The sequence below is a fragment of the Bradyrhizobium sp. SZCCHNR1098 genome (assembly GCF_032489375.1).
In the GTDB taxonomy this organism is placed as follows: domain Bacteria; phylum Pseudomonadota; class Alphaproteobacteria; order Rhizobiales; family Xanthobacteraceae; genus Bradyrhizobium.
Genome location: NZ_JAUEXY010000005.1, coordinates 285377 through 300013 on the forward strand (window position 1 = coordinate 285377; position 14637 = coordinate 300013).

At 65.7% G+C, this 14637-nt stretch carries 15 protein-coding genes; 7 read left to right on the forward strand and 8 right to left on the reverse strand.

Annotation, left to right across the window (positions count from 1 at the left end; genetic code table 11):
• Positions 1–23: 23 nt before the first annotated feature.
• Complete coding sequence (locus tag QX135_RS13925) at positions 24–842, reverse strand: lytic murein transglycosylase (protein WP_316181144.1); 819 nt, start codon at positions 840–842, stop codon at positions 24–26.
• Positions 843–1119: 277 nt separating this feature from the next.
• Here QX135_RS13925 and QX135_RS13930 point away from each other — a divergent pair, with 277 nt between their 5' ends.
• Both QX135_RS13930 and QX135_RS13935 read left to right on the forward strand, forming a co-directional pair.
• Positions 1120–1632 (forward strand): hypothetical protein, encoded by a 513-nt coding sequence (locus tag QX135_RS13930; RefSeq protein WP_316181143.1) that lies wholly within the window; start codon positions 1120–1122, stop codon positions 1630–1632.
• A 452-nt stretch (positions 1633–2084) separates the two neighbouring features.
• Positions 2085–2405 carry a hypothetical protein gene (locus QX135_RS13935; protein ID WP_316181141.1) on the forward strand — a complete coding sequence of 107 codons (321 nt, stop codon included), beginning with the start codon at positions 2085–2087 and terminating at the stop codon, positions 2403–2405.
• 97 nt (positions 2406–2502) lie between these two features.
• Here QX135_RS13935 and QX135_RS13940 read toward each other — a convergent pair whose 3' ends face one another.
• A complete protein-coding gene (locus QX135_RS13940; RefSeq protein ID WP_315758818.1) occupies positions 2503–2877 on the reverse strand; it encodes a thiol-disulfide oxidoreductase DCC family protein in 375 nt (124 codons plus the stop codon).
• Positions 2878–3095: 218 nt separating this feature from the next.
• Between QX135_RS13940 and QX135_RS13945 the strand changes: the two genes are divergently transcribed.
• Complete coding sequence (locus tag QX135_RS13945) at positions 3096–3332, forward strand: hypothetical protein (protein WP_008963614.1); 237 nt, start codon at positions 3096–3098, stop codon at positions 3330–3332.
• 75 nt (positions 3333–3407) lie between these two features.
• Here QX135_RS13945 and QX135_RS13950 read toward each other — a convergent pair whose 3' ends face one another.
• Positions 3408–4349 (reverse strand): DUF817 domain-containing protein, encoded by a 942-nt coding sequence (locus QX135_RS13950; RefSeq protein WP_316181140.1) that lies wholly within the window; start codon positions 4347–4349, stop codon positions 3408–3410.
• Between the two features lie 370 nt (positions 4350–4719).
• Between QX135_RS13950 and QX135_RS13955 the strand changes: the two genes are divergently transcribed.
• Complete coding sequence (locus QX135_RS13955) at positions 4720–5010, forward strand: DUF6881 domain-containing protein (protein ID WP_315810606.1); 291 nt, start codon at positions 4720–4722, stop codon at positions 5008–5010.
• 146 nt (positions 5011–5156) lie between these two features.
• Here the strand turns inward: QX135_RS13955 and rpoD are convergent, their stop codons facing one another.
• The 4 genes from rpoD to QX135_RS13975 all read right to left on the reverse strand — a co-directional run bounded on the left by rpoD (position 5157) and on the right by QX135_RS13975 (position 11117).
• A complete protein-coding gene (gene rpoD, locus QX135_RS13960; protein WP_315736396.1) occupies positions 5157–7265 on the reverse strand; it encodes an RNA polymerase sigma factor RpoD in 2109 nt (702 codons plus the stop codon).
• Positions 7266–7677: 412 nt separating this feature from the next.
• Entirely contained in the window at positions 7678–9684 is a 2007-nt protein-coding gene (gene dnaG / locus QX135_RS13965) for a DNA primase (protein ID WP_316181138.1), read from the reverse strand.
• 165 nt (positions 9685–9849) lie between these two features.
• On the reverse strand, positions 9850–10245 hold the full coding sequence (locus tag QX135_RS13970) for a gamma-glutamylcyclotransferase family protein (protein ID WP_316181136.1): 396 nt from the start codon (positions 10243–10245) through the stop codon (positions 9850–9852).
• A 59-nt stretch (positions 10246–10304) separates the two neighbouring features.
• Positions 10305–11117 carry a transglutaminase family protein gene (locus QX135_RS13975; RefSeq protein WP_315736393.1) on the reverse strand — a complete coding sequence of 271 codons (813 nt, stop codon included), beginning with the start codon at positions 11115–11117 and terminating at the stop codon, positions 10305–10307.
• A 203-nt stretch (positions 11118–11320) separates the two neighbouring features.
• Here QX135_RS13975 and QX135_RS13980 point away from each other — a divergent pair, with 203 nt between their 5' ends.
• Complete coding sequence (locus QX135_RS13980; RefSeq protein ID WP_316181133.1) at positions 11321–12124, forward strand: N-formylglutamate amidohydrolase; 804 nt, start codon at positions 11321–11323, stop codon at positions 12122–12124.
• A gap of 4 nt (positions 12125–12128) precedes the next feature.
• On the opposite strand, the gene QX135_RS13985 is transcribed toward QX135_RS13980, so the two are convergent.
• Complete coding sequence (locus QX135_RS13985) at positions 12129–13538, reverse strand: PLP-dependent aminotransferase family protein (RefSeq protein WP_316160656.1); 1410 nt, start codon at positions 13536–13538, stop codon at positions 12129–12131.
• Positions 13539–13624: 86 nt separating this feature from the next.
• Here QX135_RS13985 and QX135_RS13990 point away from each other — a divergent pair, with 86 nt between their 5' ends.
• Together QX135_RS13990 and QX135_RS13995 are read left to right on the forward strand one after the other, a co-directional pair.
• The gene (locus QX135_RS13990) at positions 13625–13768 is read left to right on the forward strand and encodes a hypothetical protein (protein WP_315737087.1); all 144 of its coding nucleotides are present in this window, start codon (positions 13625–13627) and stop codon (positions 13766–13768) included.
• Positions 13769–13793: 25 nt separating this feature from the next.
• A complete protein-coding gene (locus QX135_RS13995; protein WP_316181131.1) occupies positions 13794–14630 on the forward strand; it encodes a PhzF family phenazine biosynthesis protein in 837 nt (278 codons plus the stop codon).
• Positions 14631–14637 lie beyond the last annotated feature (7 nt).

The window sequence follows — 14637 nt, forward strand, 5'->3', positions numbered from 1 at the left end:
CACGTCGCGAGCGACGGATAGCGCTACCGCCCGATCAACTGATCGGCGTAGTAGCCGATGGTCTTGCGGTAGATCACCGCCCTGTTCCACTCGCGCATCGCCTCGAAATTGGCCGAGCCCTCGTCATAGGGCGCGCCCATCTTGAAGCCGTTGCTGTGCAGCAGGTTCGCGGTCGAGGCCAGCACGTCGGCGGTGGAGTGGCGCAGATCGACGCGGCCGTCGCCATCGAAATCGACGCCGTATTTGATGTAGGACGACGGCAGGAACTGGGTCTGCCCGATCTCGCCGGCGAACGCGCCGACGAGGTCGCGCAGAGTGAGATCGCCGCGCTGGACGATCTTCAGCGCCGCCAGCAACTCGCCCTGGAACAATTCGGTGCGGCGGCAATCATGCGCCAAGGTCGCGAGCGTGCGGATCACCGGCAGCTTGCCCATGTCGCCCTTGCCGAAATCAGTCTCCAGCCCCCAGATCGCGACCAGGATCTGGCGCGGCACGCCATATTGCTGCTCGATGCGCGACAGCAGCGCCGCGTGCCGCTGCAGCATGGCACGGCCGCCATTGATGCGGCCCGCGCCGACGCGGGTCGAGACGTACTGCTCGAAGCTCTTGTTGAAGGTGTAGCGCTGGCGGCGGTCGAAGGCGAGCACGGCCGGATCGAGCGTCACGCCCGACAGCGCCTGGCTGATCGTGCCGCTTGAGACGCCGGCGCTCTGCGCCTCCGCCGAGACGCCCGCGATGAAGGTATTGAAATCGCCGCCGCAGCGCGCCGCCTGCGCGGTGCTTGCCGCTGAGAGGGCCGAGAACGAGGCCGCGAGCAGCACGGCAAGACGACGCAAGAGCATGCGGGATCCTTCGTCAGTTCAGAGCTTCGTGATTCCAAGTGCAGCGCGATCATGGCACGGGCGAAATGCTCGCGTCAAAACTGCGGCGGCGTGCCGCAAAGCGCCGATCACGGAGCCGGTGCGCACCCTCTCCCGCCTGCGGGAGAGGCGCACACCGCGCACGCGGCACGATGCGTGATCACCCCCTGCCTGCAGCTTCCATCACCCCCGCTTGATCCTCGTCAACACCGCGCCATCATGGCTCCCTAAGATCCACGGCCGGAATGGAGACGACGCCATGATCGGGATTACGCTATCTGCCGACCAGATCCGCTCGGCGCCACCGGAGGTGCGGCGCTGGATCGAGCATCAGGTGCTGTCGGGCCTCGGGCTCGGCCCGGAGGCGCCGCCGACGCCTGCCCTCCCCGCCCAGAGCACGCATCTCGTCGCCTGCAGCGTCGAGGATGCGGCGAAGGTCCTGGCGCAGATCCAGAGCGCGCTGCCGGCGGTGAACGTGTTCTTCGAGTTCGGCCGGCCGGGCATTGCGATGGGCCAGCCGCCGATCATGATGTTCCGCCTGATCGACATCCTGCATCACACGCGGCTGCAGAACATCGGCCAGGTGATGGCGTCGCTGGAGATGATCAACAAGGCGCTGATCGAGGTGAGGCGCGATCCCTCGGTGCGCTTCTGCGGCTTCGACAATGAGGGCCACTGCCTGATCGCCCCGGAGACGCAACGTGCCATCGCCAGCGTCTGGCAGAGCGTGATCGCCAGGCAGCATGGCGTGGCGGAGGGCGAGGCGGCGTGAGGGCTGCGGTGGGCCGAGGTTTACGCGACAGAGGCGGCCGTCGTTTTGAGTCCGTGGTGTTGAGCATGGCGCTTTCGCCTTGTTCCGTCATTCCGGGGCGCTCGCGTAGCAGCAAATCAGCAAAGCTGATTTGCCGCGGAGAGAGCGAACCCGGAATCTGGAGCTGAGGAACGCATCTGCATACCAAGCTCGAGATTCCGGGTTCGCTCGCTGGCGCGAGCGTCCCGGATTGACGGCGTGCACGGCTCGTATCCCGATATCCCGACGAGGTCAGCAGGCAACAACGGCAAGCAACACCCTCTCCGCACCTCACGTTCGATCCAGCCTGTCCCGAAACGACGCGCCCTCGCCGCGACACAGCCATGTCCGCCCCAAGGCGGCTCGGGCCTTGAGCCTGCCGCCGTCGATGCTACGATATCATTGTCGTTCACGATCCCATCGGGAGATCGCCGATGCAGCACAATCAACGCCAGCGCCGATTGCTCCAGATCCCTCTGTTCCGCCTGCTCGCGATCAACCTCGCGCTCGGCCTCGGCATGGCCGTGGTGCTGGTCGGCGGATTGCTGCTGCTCGATCCCTGGGGCCTGCGTCACCTGATCTTCGCCGACCACTCGCCCGTCGTCGCCATCGGTCTCTTGCTCGGCTCGTTCTTCGTCACCTTCGGCTCGACCGCGATGGGCACTGCGATCATGGCGCTCGGCCGCAGTGATGATGACGACGGCCCGCACGGCGGCACGCGGGTGCACGCCCAGGTCAAGGTGCGGCGGCGTTAGAGTCGAACTGTTGCTGCACAGACGGTGCGCTCCCTCGCCCCGCTTGCGGGGAGAGGTGAAAAGCTGAGCTCGGCGCGATATCCTCTCAATCGTCGCCTCACCAATGCCCCCTGCGCTTGTTCCAGGCGAACAGCACATCCGCAAACCGGTCGTAGCCGAAGCGCGTCAGCGGGCGCACCAGGCGGTTGCCGAACAGCGTGGCGAGCCAGCCCTCGCCGGGCGTCAGCGCCCACAGCAGCAGCGCCACGTCGGCGCCGGTGATCAGCTGCCCCTCCTCGTCGGTGGCGTGCAGGCGGCGGCGGACGTCGTCGACGTCGACACCGAACTCAGCCAGCGCCTGCGGCTCCTCGTTGATGTCCTTGAACACGACCCGCCCCGACTTCACCAGCGCCAGGAGCTTGTTGCGCTGCCAGTCGATGCCGGCGTCGCAGACCGGGCAGCGCGTGTTGTACCAGATGGTGAGTTGGGGCATCGACATGGGCTGCATTCGCGGCGGGGTGAGACGTCCACGATGAACGCACTTTCATCCGGCAAAATCGAGGAGTTTCGGGACCCTGCCGGCCGGTCCGTGATCGCTCTGGCCGCCCTGCCGATTCCGCGAAAACCATATGACAAAAAAGTCAAATTCGGGCAGCGGATAAGCATTTTCTTGCATTGACCGGACAGGCCCCGCCGCCGTAAAGCGCCTCCATGGCGAAAAAACCCGGCTCCAATCCCAAAGGCGAATTCGCCTTCTTCAACGTGACCTACGAGGACGGCTCGCAGCGCTCCAACCGCCGCGTCCCGGCCGAGCTGCTCGGCGGCCTCGACGGCGACGAGCCCGCCCGTGGCTTCATCATGGAGCAGGACCGCGACATCGCCGAAAAATCCGGCCGCCCGCCGCTTCAGATCAAGTCGCTGGAGCGCGTCGGGGCGAAGAAGAAGTAGATCAGCCGCGCCGCCGTAGGGTGGGCAAAGCGCGCAGCGCGTGCCCACCATCTTTGCCCACCCTACGGCAGCGCGCTATGCGGCTTGCTTCTGGCGCTCCGGCAACAGAGCGCTTTCGCCAGCGTTCATCTCCCTCGGCCGGTTGATCAGGCTGACCAGCGTGTAGCTGATGATCAGCAGCAGGAACCACGACCCGAGCTTGGCCGGCGACACCATGGTCCAGCCATGCGCCTGCTGCGGATAGAGCCAGACCCCCGTGAAGGTGCCGACGTTCTCCGATAGCCAGATGAACAGCGACACCAGGAAAAGCCCGAGCAGCAGCGGCATCGCGCGGTGCACGCGCCAGACCTTGAAGTGAACCGTCGCGGGCGCGAACAGCAGCGTAGCCCAACCGAACAGCACGAGCCTCAGATCGAGCCCATAGTGGTCAGTGAAGAAGTTCAAGTAGATGGCCGCGCTCAGGCCGATCAGCCCGCGCCGCGACGGATGGCCGGTGAAGCGAAAATCAAAGAGACGCCAGACGCGGCAGAGATAGCTGCCGATGCAGGAATACATGAAGCCGGAGAACAGCGGCACACCGCCGAGCCGGATGAGGCTTGGCTCGGGATAGATCCAGGAGCCGGTCGCGGTCTTGAACAGCTCCATCACTGTCCCGACGAGGTGATAGATCAGGATGATCTTCGCCTCCTCCCAGGTCTCGAGCCTTGTGGCGAGCAATGCGGCCTGAACACCGAGCATGCAGAGAAAGAGGAAATCATAGCGCGCGAGCGGCGCGGTCGCCGGATAGAACTGCCACGTCAGCAGCATCAGCGCCACCGCGATGCCGCCGAACAAGCAGGCCCAGCCCTGCTTCACGCCGAAGCGGAGGAATTCGTAGAGGCCCCCAGTCCAGGGCGTCGCAGCCGCCCGCGCGGCAAGTCGCGCCTCGGCGGCAATGAAGGGACGCAGTGGCGCCCAGATCGCGGCAGAGCTGGTGGGCGCGTGGAAAACAGATGATGAGACTTCGTCGTGCTGCATGGAAGGCCGGATCGGTGAGGACACCGATGACTAGCAGCCGCGTGTCATGCCGCGTCAGCGTAAAGTTCCGTCTCTTCCCGCCGCAGCGCGGACACGTGCGGACGTGCGAAGGCTGACTTTTCTGCAGCGACAATCCAACGCACGGTTCCGCGGCGACGATGAAAGTGGCTCAGCCCCGGTGCCGTAGGGTGGGCAAAGCGACGCCGCTAGGCGGCGCGTGCCCACCATCAAGTGCGGCGCCCGTGATCGGTGGGCACGGCGCACGCAGCGATGGCGCAAGTCGACACAGCAAGCCTCGCCTTTGCCCACCCCTACCATTGCTACACATGATATGGTTCGCAGAGGTTGTTCGCGGTGCATGATCCCAAGGATGGGCGAGAACATCTATATACGAGTGCGCTGGCTTCACGACTTTCAGGATGAGCCAGTTGACTTGTGGAGCGAGCTCGATCGGGAGCGCTTTGAAACGCGCAAGCTCGAAATATTTCGCGATGGCACGGTGGGATTCGCAAGCGCCACCGAAGCAACCGACGGCACGCGACTCGGCTCGATCCCCGTTCCTCCGCTGGCCGAAATCGCGAGAGATCCCGAGTTTGTACCCGAAGAGATTTCGCAGGAGGCTTTCGAGCGTCGTTGGAATGCACGGCATTCGCGCAAGTAACTCCAAACATGGCCACGCATTACACAACCCCGCCTGTTTTCGCTCGTCCGGGCGCAAACGAAAACAGCGGACCGATCGGCCCGCCGTTGATGTCTCGATGGATTGCCGGGTCAAGCCCGGCAATGACGACAAAGATCGAACGTCAATCAGTTATCCAAGAAGCTCCGCAGCTTCCTTGACCGGCTCGGATGCTTCAGCTTCCGCAGCGCCTTCGCTTCGATCTGGCGGATACGCTCTCTGGTCACCGAGAACTGCTGGCCGACTTCTTCCAGCGTGTGGTCGGTGTTCATGCCGATGCCGAAGCGCATGCGGAGGACGCGTTCCTCGCGCGGGGTGAGCGAGGCCAGCACGCGGGTGGTGGTTTCGCGCAGGTTGGACTGGATCGCGGCGTCGATCGGCAGGATCGCGTTCTTGTCCTCGATGAAGTCGCCGAGATGAGAGTCCTCCTCGTCACCCACGGGGGTTTCGAGCGAGAGCGGCTCCTTGGCGATCTTCAGGACCTTGCGCACCTTCTCGAGCGGCATGCCGAGCTTCTCGGCGAGCTCCTCCGGGGTCGGCTCGCGGCCGATCTCGTTGAGCATCTGGCGCGAGGTGCGGACGATCTTGTTGATCGTCTCGATCATGTGCACGGGGATGCGGATGGTGCGGGCCTGGTCGGCGATCGAGCGGGTGATCGCCTGCCGGATCCACCAGGTGGCGTAGGTCGAGAACTTGTAGCCGCGGCGATACTCGAACTTGTCGACCGCCTTCATCAGGCCGATGTTGCCTTCCTGGATCAGGTCGAGGAACTGCAGGCCGCGGTTGGTGTACTTCTTGGCGATCGAGATCACCAGACGGAGGTTGGCTTCCACCATCTCCTTCTTGGCCTGACGGGCCTCGCGCTCGCCCTTCTGCACCGAGTGCACGATCTTGCGGAACTCGCCGATCTCAAGACCGGTGAGCGCGGCCATGGCCTGCACCTCCTGGCGCAGATCCTTGATGCGGTCCTTCTCGTAATGGACGAAGTTCTTCCAGCCTTTTGCGGAAAGCTTCGAGACGCGGTTGAGCCAGCGCGGGTCGAGCTCCGAGCCCTGGTAGTTGCGCAGAAAGTCCTCGCGCGCCACGCCGTGGGAGTCGGCCAGGCGCATCAGCCGGCTCTCGAACGAGACCAGCTTCTTGTTGATGTCGTAGAGCTGCTCGACCAGCGAGTCGATGCGGGCCTGGTTGAGGCGCAGCGACTTCACCTCGACGATGATCTCGTCCTTGAGCTTCTTGTACTTGCGCTCCTGCGACGGCGACAGCGACTCGCTCTGCAGCTGGTTAGCGATGTCCTGCTCCTGCAGGCGGCGCAGCTTCTTGTACTCGGACGCGATCTTGTCGAAGGTCTCGACGACCTTCGGCTTCAGCTCGGCCTCGATGGCCGCGAGCGACATCTGGTTCTCGAACTCGTCGTCGTCCATGTCGGCTTCGGCCGCCGCCTCGCCGGGGTCCTTCTCCTCGGCGGGCGCGCCGTTCGGCGCGGCACGGAACGGGGTCGGCTGCTGCGGGGCGGCCGGCGGCGCCACCGCGGCCTGGACGTCGCCGCCCTCGGCCGGAGCGCCCTCGCCATTCACGGGCGCGGCGATCTGTGGATTCATGCCGCCCTTGGCCTCAGGGCCGGCATAGGTGGCTTCGAGATCGATGATGTCGCGAAGGAAGATCTTGCCTTCGTTGAGCTCGTCGCGCCAGATGATGATGGCCTGGAACGTCAGCGGGCTTTCGCAGAGGCCCGCGATCATCGCCTCGCGGCCGGCCTCGATGCGCTTGGCGATGGCGATTTCGCCCTCGCGCGACAGGAGCTCGACGGTGCCCATCTCGCGCAGATACATGCGCACGGGATCGTCGGTGCGCTCGCCGGGCTCCGACTTCTTGACCTCGGTGACGGCCTTCTGGGTGATCTCGACGAGCTCGTTGTCGGTCTCGTCCTCGCCGTCGTCCTTCTCGTCGGAGTCGTCGGCCTCCTCGGCCTCGGTCACGTTGATGCCCATGTCGGAGAGCATCGACATGATGTCTTCGATCTGTTCCGGCGAGGTGGTGTCGGAAGGCAGGACCTCGTTGAGCTGATCAAAGGTCACGAAGCCGCGCTTCTTGGCCTGCTTGATCATCTTCTTGACGGCGGCGTCCGACAGGTCGAGCAACGGCGAAGGCGCATCGGCGGCGTCCTTCTCGGGAGCGTCGGCCGCCTTGTCGTCCTTTTCCTTGTCCTTCACCTGCAGCGTCTTTGCCTTCGTGGCCATTCATTGCTCCCGAAACGCGCCCGCTCCGCCCATGGCATCTTCGCCCTTGGCATCGCGGCGCCCGCCTGCTCTACTCAAACTGTTCTCGACGCGGAAAGGGCGGCGCACTTTTAACGTCGCCACCCCCTGAAGTCTGTCGCTGGTGTCGTCCCGTTTTCGGACCGGCGCGCGTTTCTTGCAAAAGCGATACCGGTTTTGCAATCGAATCCGGCGCCCGACATGCAGGCGCGGCGTCCGACAGCGAAACCAACCCATCTGCTGCAGAAAATGCCCCGGACCTCTTAAACTTCGATTAACCCTGTTTTTGCAGCCAAACCATGGATTTGGCGAGTCTTTTCGCGCGGACCGGATACCGCGCGGGCGGACCGGGCCGAAATGTGCTCAACTGGCGACTGGGCGCCGGGCGTCCAGTCTACACGTTGCGGTTGGTACGTCCGGACAGTTCCCCGAAGCCTTCGATCAGCGCTTCGGTGCCGTCCATCTCGGCCATCCTGGCCTTCACGTCCCTCAACCAGCCCATGTTCGGCTCGCTCGGCTCCTCGCCCAGCGCCAGCTCGGCATCCTTCAATTCCCTAAGTAAGGAGTGCCATTGCCGATGCAAGGCAACGAGCTGATGCCAGGTCGCAAGAACGTCATCGCGCGCCGCCCCCGACTTGGTCGCCCACACCGCCGCGGTCGTGATCGCCCGCTCAACCCGTTGAAGAAGCTCAGAAAAGCCAGACTTCTCCAGATCGGCCCGCATCTTCTCGGCCTGCTCGTCCGGGTCCGGCGAATGGTGGTGGTCGTGGGCGAAGGCGGCGATGACGGCAGCGCGGAGCTTGTGCGCCTCGGGATGGGCCAGCTCCAGCGCGGCGACCTCCTCCAGGTGATCGTGCAGGAGCCAAGGGTGGTTGATCAGGCACTGCAGGATCAGGGCCTCCCGGCGCGAGATCGCCGAGCGCTGGCCGCGCATGATCGGGCTCATGGCGAGCTGCGGACTGGCCGCCTGATAGGGGCCGCGGGCCATCGCCGGGCCTGTGGATGGCGGTCCGCCGCGGCGGCCGCCCCCTGTGGATAACCGCCCCGATTGTCCGGAACCGGGACTGCGGGGGCTAAACCGCCGTCCTGATTCGGCACCGTAGCCGCGGCCAAAGCCCCGGCCGCCGTCTGGGGCGAACGCCCGGTACAGCCGATCGCTGAGGTCCTGCTTGTAGTAGCGCCGTACCACCTCGTCGGCGATGCCGCCGGTGAGCTGGCCGATCCGCGCCTCCAGCGCGGCGCGGCGCTCCGGCGTGTTGAAGCTGCCGCCCTCGACCTCGCGCGACCAGATCACCTCGGCCAGCGGCTTTGCGACTTTGAGCACCTCCTCGACCGCGCCGCGGCCGCCGGAGCGGACGAGGTCGTCGGGATCCTGTCCTTCCGGCAGCAGCGCGAAGCGGAGACTCTTGCCGGGCTTGAGATGCGGCAAAGCAAGGTCCGCGGCACGATAGGCCGCCTTCTGGCCGGCGCGGTCGCCGTCGAAGCACAGGATCGGCTCGTCGCCCATCTTCCAGATCAGCGAAAGCTGGCTCTCGGTCAGCGCGGTGCCGAGCGGCGCCACGGCGCCGGCGAAACCGGCCGCCACCAGCGCGATGACGTCGACATAGCCCTCGACCACGATCATCGGCGCGCCATTATGCGCGGCCTGGCGGGCGCTCGGCAGGTTGTAGAGGTTGTCGCCCTTGTGGAAGAGCGGCGTCTCCGGCGAGTTGAGATATTTCGCCGGCACGTCCTTCTGCAGCGCGCGGCCGCCGAAGGCGATGACGCGGCCGCGGAGGTCGGTGATCGGGAACATCACGCGGTCGCGGAAGCGGTCGTAGGGCACCGGAATGTCGTCGCCACCGACCAGCAATCCCGCCTCGACCATGTCGGCCACCGGCACGCCCTGGGCGCCGAGATATTCCTTCAAGCCGAACCGATCCGGCGGCGCGTAGCCAAGCCGGAATTGGAGCTGCGTCTGCGGCAGGATCGCGCGATCGGCAAGATAGCCGCGGGCGCGCGCGCCATGACGGGACGCCAGCGTGTCAGAAAAGAACTTCGTCGCCAGCTCCATCACGTCATACAGCGTCTTGCGCTGGCGCTCCTGGCGCGCCGCGTCGGGCGTCACCGCCGGCAGCGCCAGGCCGGCGATCCCCGCCAGCCGCTCGACGGCTTCGGGGAAGCTGCAGCCCTCGGTCTCCATCACGAAGTCGAAGATGTTGCCGTGCTTGCCGGAGGAGAAGTCGTGATAAAAACCCTTCTGGTCGTTGACGTAGAAGGACGGCGTCTTCTCCTGCTGGAACGGCGACAGCCCCTTCCACTCGCGCCCGGCCTTCTTGAGCTTGACGCGCTTGCCGACGACGTCCGAGACCGGAAGCCGGGCGCGCAGCTCATCGAGAAATTCCGGCGTGAAGCGGGCCATGAGCGGGGCGGAGGTCCTGTGGTGATGGCCTAGGCATATAGGCACCCGTGTACGAAATGTGAACTTCCTCCGGCTTGTCCGGGCTATTCACAGGCCAGCTCGATCCTCCGGTCATTCCGGGGCGCCCGCAGGGCGAGCCCGGAATGACCGCGTGGAGAGACCGGGTCACGGCGCCAGGAAGCGCCCCGAGACGATGCGGCCGGCTTCGTCCACCGGCCAGTTGTAGACATAGGTCCAGGCTTGGCTGACGCTGCCGTCGGCCAGCGTCACGGCGAGGCACCGGCGCAGATATTCGGTCGGCGCGGCGAAGCCTTCGCCGCAGGCCTCGTACATGTCGAACTCGCGCAGCATCGGCTCGGGCTGGCGCAGCCGGAACAGCTCGCCATGGACGAGATCGGCCGCGTCATCGGACAGCACCAGGCCAGGATAATGCTGGATGCGGTAGAGCCGGCCGCGGCAGCTGGCCTCGGCGACGAAATCGGCATTGGCCGACAGCAGCCGCGCCATCGGATGGTCGAAGCCGCGCATCAGGGTGCCGTAGACGAAGAGAAGATCAGTCATGGCCCGTCTATAACGGCGATCGCCGGTGATGCGAAGCGCCCGGCCGCGCCCTGCTCCGCTCAGGCAGCCATGATCTCGTCGCTGACGACGTGAAATTTGGTCAGGGTCATCAGGCCAAACGAGGTCGACAGCGCGACGTCGGCGGCGTCCCGTCCGGTCGCCATCAGGATGCGACCAATGCGCGGAACGTTGTGGCGGGCATCGAACGTGTACCACCGGCCCGAGAGATAGACCTCGAACCAGCCCGAGAAATCCATCGGGACGGGGTCCGGCGGCACGCCGATGTCGCCGAGATAACCGGTGCAATAGCGCGCCGGAATGCCCATGCAGCGGCAGAAGGTCAGCGCGAGGTGGGCGAAGTCGCGGCAGACGCCGGCGCGCTGCTGATAGACGTCGTGCGCCGACTTCATGGCGTGGGCGTGCTCATAGCCGAAGGTGACGTGGCTGTGCACGAAGTCGCAGATCGCCTGCACGCGCGCCCATCCCGCCGGCGCACGGCCGAACAACGACCACGCGACCTCGGCCAGCTTGTCGGTCTCGCAATAGCGGCTCGGCATCAGATACAGCAGAAGCTCATCGGGCAATTGTTCGATCGGCAGTTGCTGGGCGCCGGGATCGATCGCGTCCGGCCGCCCACTGTCGCGGACGATGGCGCTGCCATGGAAGGTGACCCCGCCGGCAGGCGCCACCAGGCGTCCACAGAGATTGCCGAAGCTGTCGTTGTAGAACTTGATCGGCACCTTCGGCTCTGTCGTGATCGTCTCGGTGCCGACGATGTCCGGAAAGCGCGACGGATGGATCGACAGCATGATCACCATCGGCGTCGCCGCCGGGGCCGCATAGGCGATCTCGAATCCAACCTTGATCAGCATGAAGCCTCCCTGCCTCGTTCGGGCGGCACGATGCGCCAGCCTCATCCAGCCCGGACCGTAGGCCCATTGCGAACTTCTGTCTTGTGAATGATCGCCAGAATCAGCAACGTTTGGGCGACCATCATGATGTCCGCCGGCCAAATCCTCATCTGTCTGCCCAATCCGAGATCGGTCTGCCGCTTCATGAAGCAACGAGAGGCAGCATGACCGTGTCCGGCACGAGCAACACTCATCTACTCCTTCAGCCAGACGAAGTTCCGCCTGTGCTCGAGCGCAACGCCGGTGGCGCGTCGGCATTGCTCTTCACGTGCGATCACTACGGCCGCCTGCTGCCGCGCGCACTCGGCGATCTCGGCCTGCCCGAAAGCGAACTCGAGCGGCATATCGCCTGGGACATCGGCATTGCCGAGGTCGCGGAGCAAGTATCGCGGGCACTCGATGCGCATCTGGTGGCGCAGCGCTATTCGCGTCTGGTGATCGACTGCAACAGGTCACCGAAGGCGCCGAACGCGATTCCGATGATCAGCGAGCGCACCACGATCCCCGGCAATGAGGGCCTGACGCATGAGGACGCCGACCTGCGGCGGCGCGTCGTCTTCGATCCCTATCACGACCGGATCACTGACGTGCTCGATGCGCGCAAGGCCGCCGGCCGGCCGACCATCCTCGTCTCGCTGCACAGCTTCACGCCAGTCTATGCCGGCATCGCGCGGCCCTGGCACATCGGCACGCTGTACCAGCACGACCGCGTGCTGCCGCCGCTGCTGTTGAAGGCGCTGCGGGCCGAGCCCGATCTCGTGGTGGGCGACAACCAGCCCTATGCGGTCGGCGACGGCACCGACTACACCATCCCCGTGCATGGCGAGGCGCGCGGGCTGATCAATTCCGGCATCGAGATTCGTCAGAACGAAATCGCCGAGCCCGAGGGCCAGCAGCGCTGGGCCGAGCGGCTGATCCGCATTCTCGGCGAGATCGAGGTCGAACTGCGCAGCAAGGGTCTCGCGTAGTCCGCTACTCCGTCATGTCGGAGGCGTCGTGATGCGCGAGCAGGCCCGCGAGCCGCCACAGCGCCGTGCGCAGATCGTCATGGCTCGGCAGGCCGAGCGCGAGCCGCACCGCATTCGGTGAATGGCCATGCGCCACCGCAAACGCGCTCGCCGGCGTGATCGCGATGCCGGCGCGGGCCGCAGCGGCCGTCAAGGCTTCGGCGCGCCAGCCCTCCGGCAGATGCAGCCAGACATGATAGGAGCGCGGATCAGCCTCGATGTGATGACCGGCGAGGCACTCGGCGACGATCGCCTGCCGCACCAGCGCATCGGCACGCTTGCGCCTGGTGATCTCGGCCGCCGTGCCGTCGGCGAGCAGCCCCATGCCGGCGGCCAGGGCCAGCGACGTCACCGACCACGCCCCGGTGCGCACCGTGGCGGCGAATTTTTCGCGCATGGTCGAGGGGACGTACAGGAAGCCGACGGCGATGCCCGGCGCCAGCCGCTTGGCAAGGCTGTCGACCACGACGACGCGCTCCTCGGCCTGCGTCGCCAGCGAGACCTGATCGCTGAGGAAGCCGTAGACCAGATCCTCGATGATCATCAGCTCGTGCTTGCGCACCAGACGCACGATCTCCTCGCGCCTCGCCTCGCTCATCGTCAGGCCGAGCGGATTCTGCATCACCGGCTGGATGTAGATCGCGTTGAGCGCACTGCTGCGATGCGCCTTGGTCAGCGCGTCCGGGCGGACGCCCTCGCCGTCCATCGCGAGCGGCACCAGGGTCACGCCGAGCCGCGCCGCGATGCCCTTGATCATCGGATAGGTCACGGCCTCGACGCCGAGCCGGCCACCGACCGGCACCAGCGCTGAGATCGCCGCAGCCAGCGACTGCCGTCCGCTGCCGGCGAAGACAAAGTTCTCCGCGCGCGGGCGCCAGCGCTCGCTCGCGAAGAAGGCCGCGGCGGTGCGCCCGGCCTCGGCCAGCCGGCGCTGCGTGATCGGCGCCAGCACCGGCGCGAGCTTCTCCGGCCGCTGCCAGACCGCCATCGATTTCGCGATCATGGCCGCCTGGTCGGGCAGTGTCGGAAAATTGAACTCGAGATCGATGCGGCCATCGAACGGCTCCAGCCGCAGCGAGGACGGCACCGGCACCGCCTCTCCTGCGACGAAAGTGCCGCGCCCGACCTCGCCCACGACCAGGCCCCTGCGCAACAATTCGGCATAGACACGGGCTGCCGTGGAGGCGGCAATTCCTCGCTCGTAGGCGAACTGGCGCTGCGGCGGCAGCCGGTCGCCGGCCTTCAGCCTGCCGTTGGCGATGTCCTCGGCGATGTCGTCCACCAGGACCGTATACGAAGCATTCATGCTATATTGCACCGAGAGCAATGTTTCGATTGCACCGAGATATGTACTGCGCGATTGCTCTTCGAACAACGCAATTGAAGAGCAATAGGTGACTCATGGCATATTCCCTGGCGCAGCGTTGGGCAATTCCGCAAGTTGCCCATGGAAAGAGCAATTTGCTCGGGGTGCCGCAACTCTGGCTGCAGCGCCTGTTCTGGCGGTCCGAACTGGCGATGCTCGATCGCGAACAGATGCGTGATTGCGGCCTTGATCCGGCGATCGTCCAGGAAGAGGCCAACAAGCCGTTCTGGCGCGACTGACAACGAGACCTGGGAGGACACAGCCATGCCGATGCTTCCGTTCCATCAAGTCGACGTGTTCTCCAAGGTCGCCTTCAAGGGCAACCCGCTTGCCGTGATCGCCGAGGCCGACGGCCTCGACGATGCGGCGATGCGGGCGATCGCCAACTGGACCAATCTGTCCGAGACGACCTTCCTGTCACGCGCTCAGAATCCGGGCGCTGATTATCGCGTGCGCATCTTCACCCCGCAGCGCGAGCTGCCTTTTGCAGGCCATCCGACGCTCGGCTCGTGCCACGTATGGCTCGCGCTCGGCGGCAGGCCGAAGGGCGAGCATGTGGTGCAGGAATGCGGCGCGGGTCTCGTGCGCATCAAGCGTGACGGAGACCGGCTCGCCTTCGCAGCCCCGCCGCTCAAGCGCTCCGGCACCGTCGATGCCGAGCTGACGAGCAGGATCGCAGCAGCGCTCGGCATCCAATCGAGCACGGTGCGCGCCGTGCAGTGGGTCGACAACGGCCCGGGCTGGATCGGCGTGCTGATCGACTCGCGCCGCGCGCTGCTCGACATCCGCTTCAATCCGGCGGCGCTGCCGCAACAGCCGATCGGCGTGGTTGCGCCATGGGATCGGGCGCAGGATGGCCCGGAGGCCGACTACGAGGTCCGCGGCTTCATGTGGGGCGGCGGCGAGGACCCGGTGACGGGCAGCCTCAATGCAAGTCTGGCGCAATGGCTGATCGGAGCCGGAATTGCTCCGAAGCAATATGTCGCCTCCCAGGGCACGGTTCTCGGCCGCGCCGGCCGCGTCCATGTCGCGCAGGACGGCGAGACGATCTGGATCGGCGGTGACGTCGCGCCGGTGGTGAAGGGAACGATCAGCCTGTAAGGCGCGT

Coding starts and splice junctions, on each gene's coding strand:
- QX135_RS13955 (WP_315810606.1), top strand. CDS start 4,720: ATGGGCGAGAACATCTATATACGAGTGCGCTGGCTTCACGACTTTCAG.
- QX135_RS13980 (WP_316181133.1), top strand. CDS start 11,321: ATGACCGTGTCCGGCACGAGCAACACTCATCTACTCCTTCAGCCAGAC.
- QX135_RS13970 (WP_316181136.1), bottom strand. CDS start 10,245: ATGACTGATCTTCTCTTCGTCTACGGCACCCTGATGCGCGGCTTCGAC.
- QX135_RS13925 (WP_316181144.1), bottom strand. CDS start 842: ATGCTCTTGCGTCGTCTTGCCGTGCTGCTCGCGGCCTCGTTCTCGGCC.
- QX135_RS13935 (WP_316181141.1), top strand. CDS start 2,085: ATGCAGCACAATCAACGCCAGCGCCGATTGCTCCAGATCCCTCTGTTC.
- dnaG (WP_316181138.1), bottom strand. CDS start 9,684: ATGGCCCGCTTCACGCCGGAATTTCTCGATGAGCTGCGCGCCCGGCTT.
- QX135_RS13940 (WP_315758818.1), bottom strand. CDS start 2,877: ATGCCCCAACTCACCATCTGGTACAACACGCGCTGCCCGGTCTGCGAC.
- QX135_RS13930 (WP_316181143.1), top strand. CDS start 1,120: ATGATCGGGATTACGCTATCTGCCGACCAGATCCGCTCGGCGCCACCG.
- QX135_RS13975 (WP_315736393.1), bottom strand. CDS start 11,117: ATGCTGATCAAGGTTGGATTCGAGATCGCCTATGCGGCCCCGGCGGCG.
- QX135_RS13950 (WP_316181140.1), bottom strand. CDS start 4,349: ATGCAGCACGACGAAGTCTCATCATCTGTTTTCCACGCGCCCACCAGC.
- rpoD (WP_315736396.1), bottom strand. CDS start 7,265: ATGGCCACGAAGGCAAAGACGCTGCAGGTGAAGGACAAGGAAAAGGAC.
- QX135_RS13945 (WP_008963614.1), top strand. CDS start 3,096: ATGGCGAAAAAACCCGGCTCCAATCCCAAAGGCGAATTCGCCTTCTTC.
- QX135_RS13995 (WP_316181131.1), top strand. CDS start 13,794: ATGCCGATGCTTCCGTTCCATCAAGTCGACGTGTTCTCCAAGGTCGCC.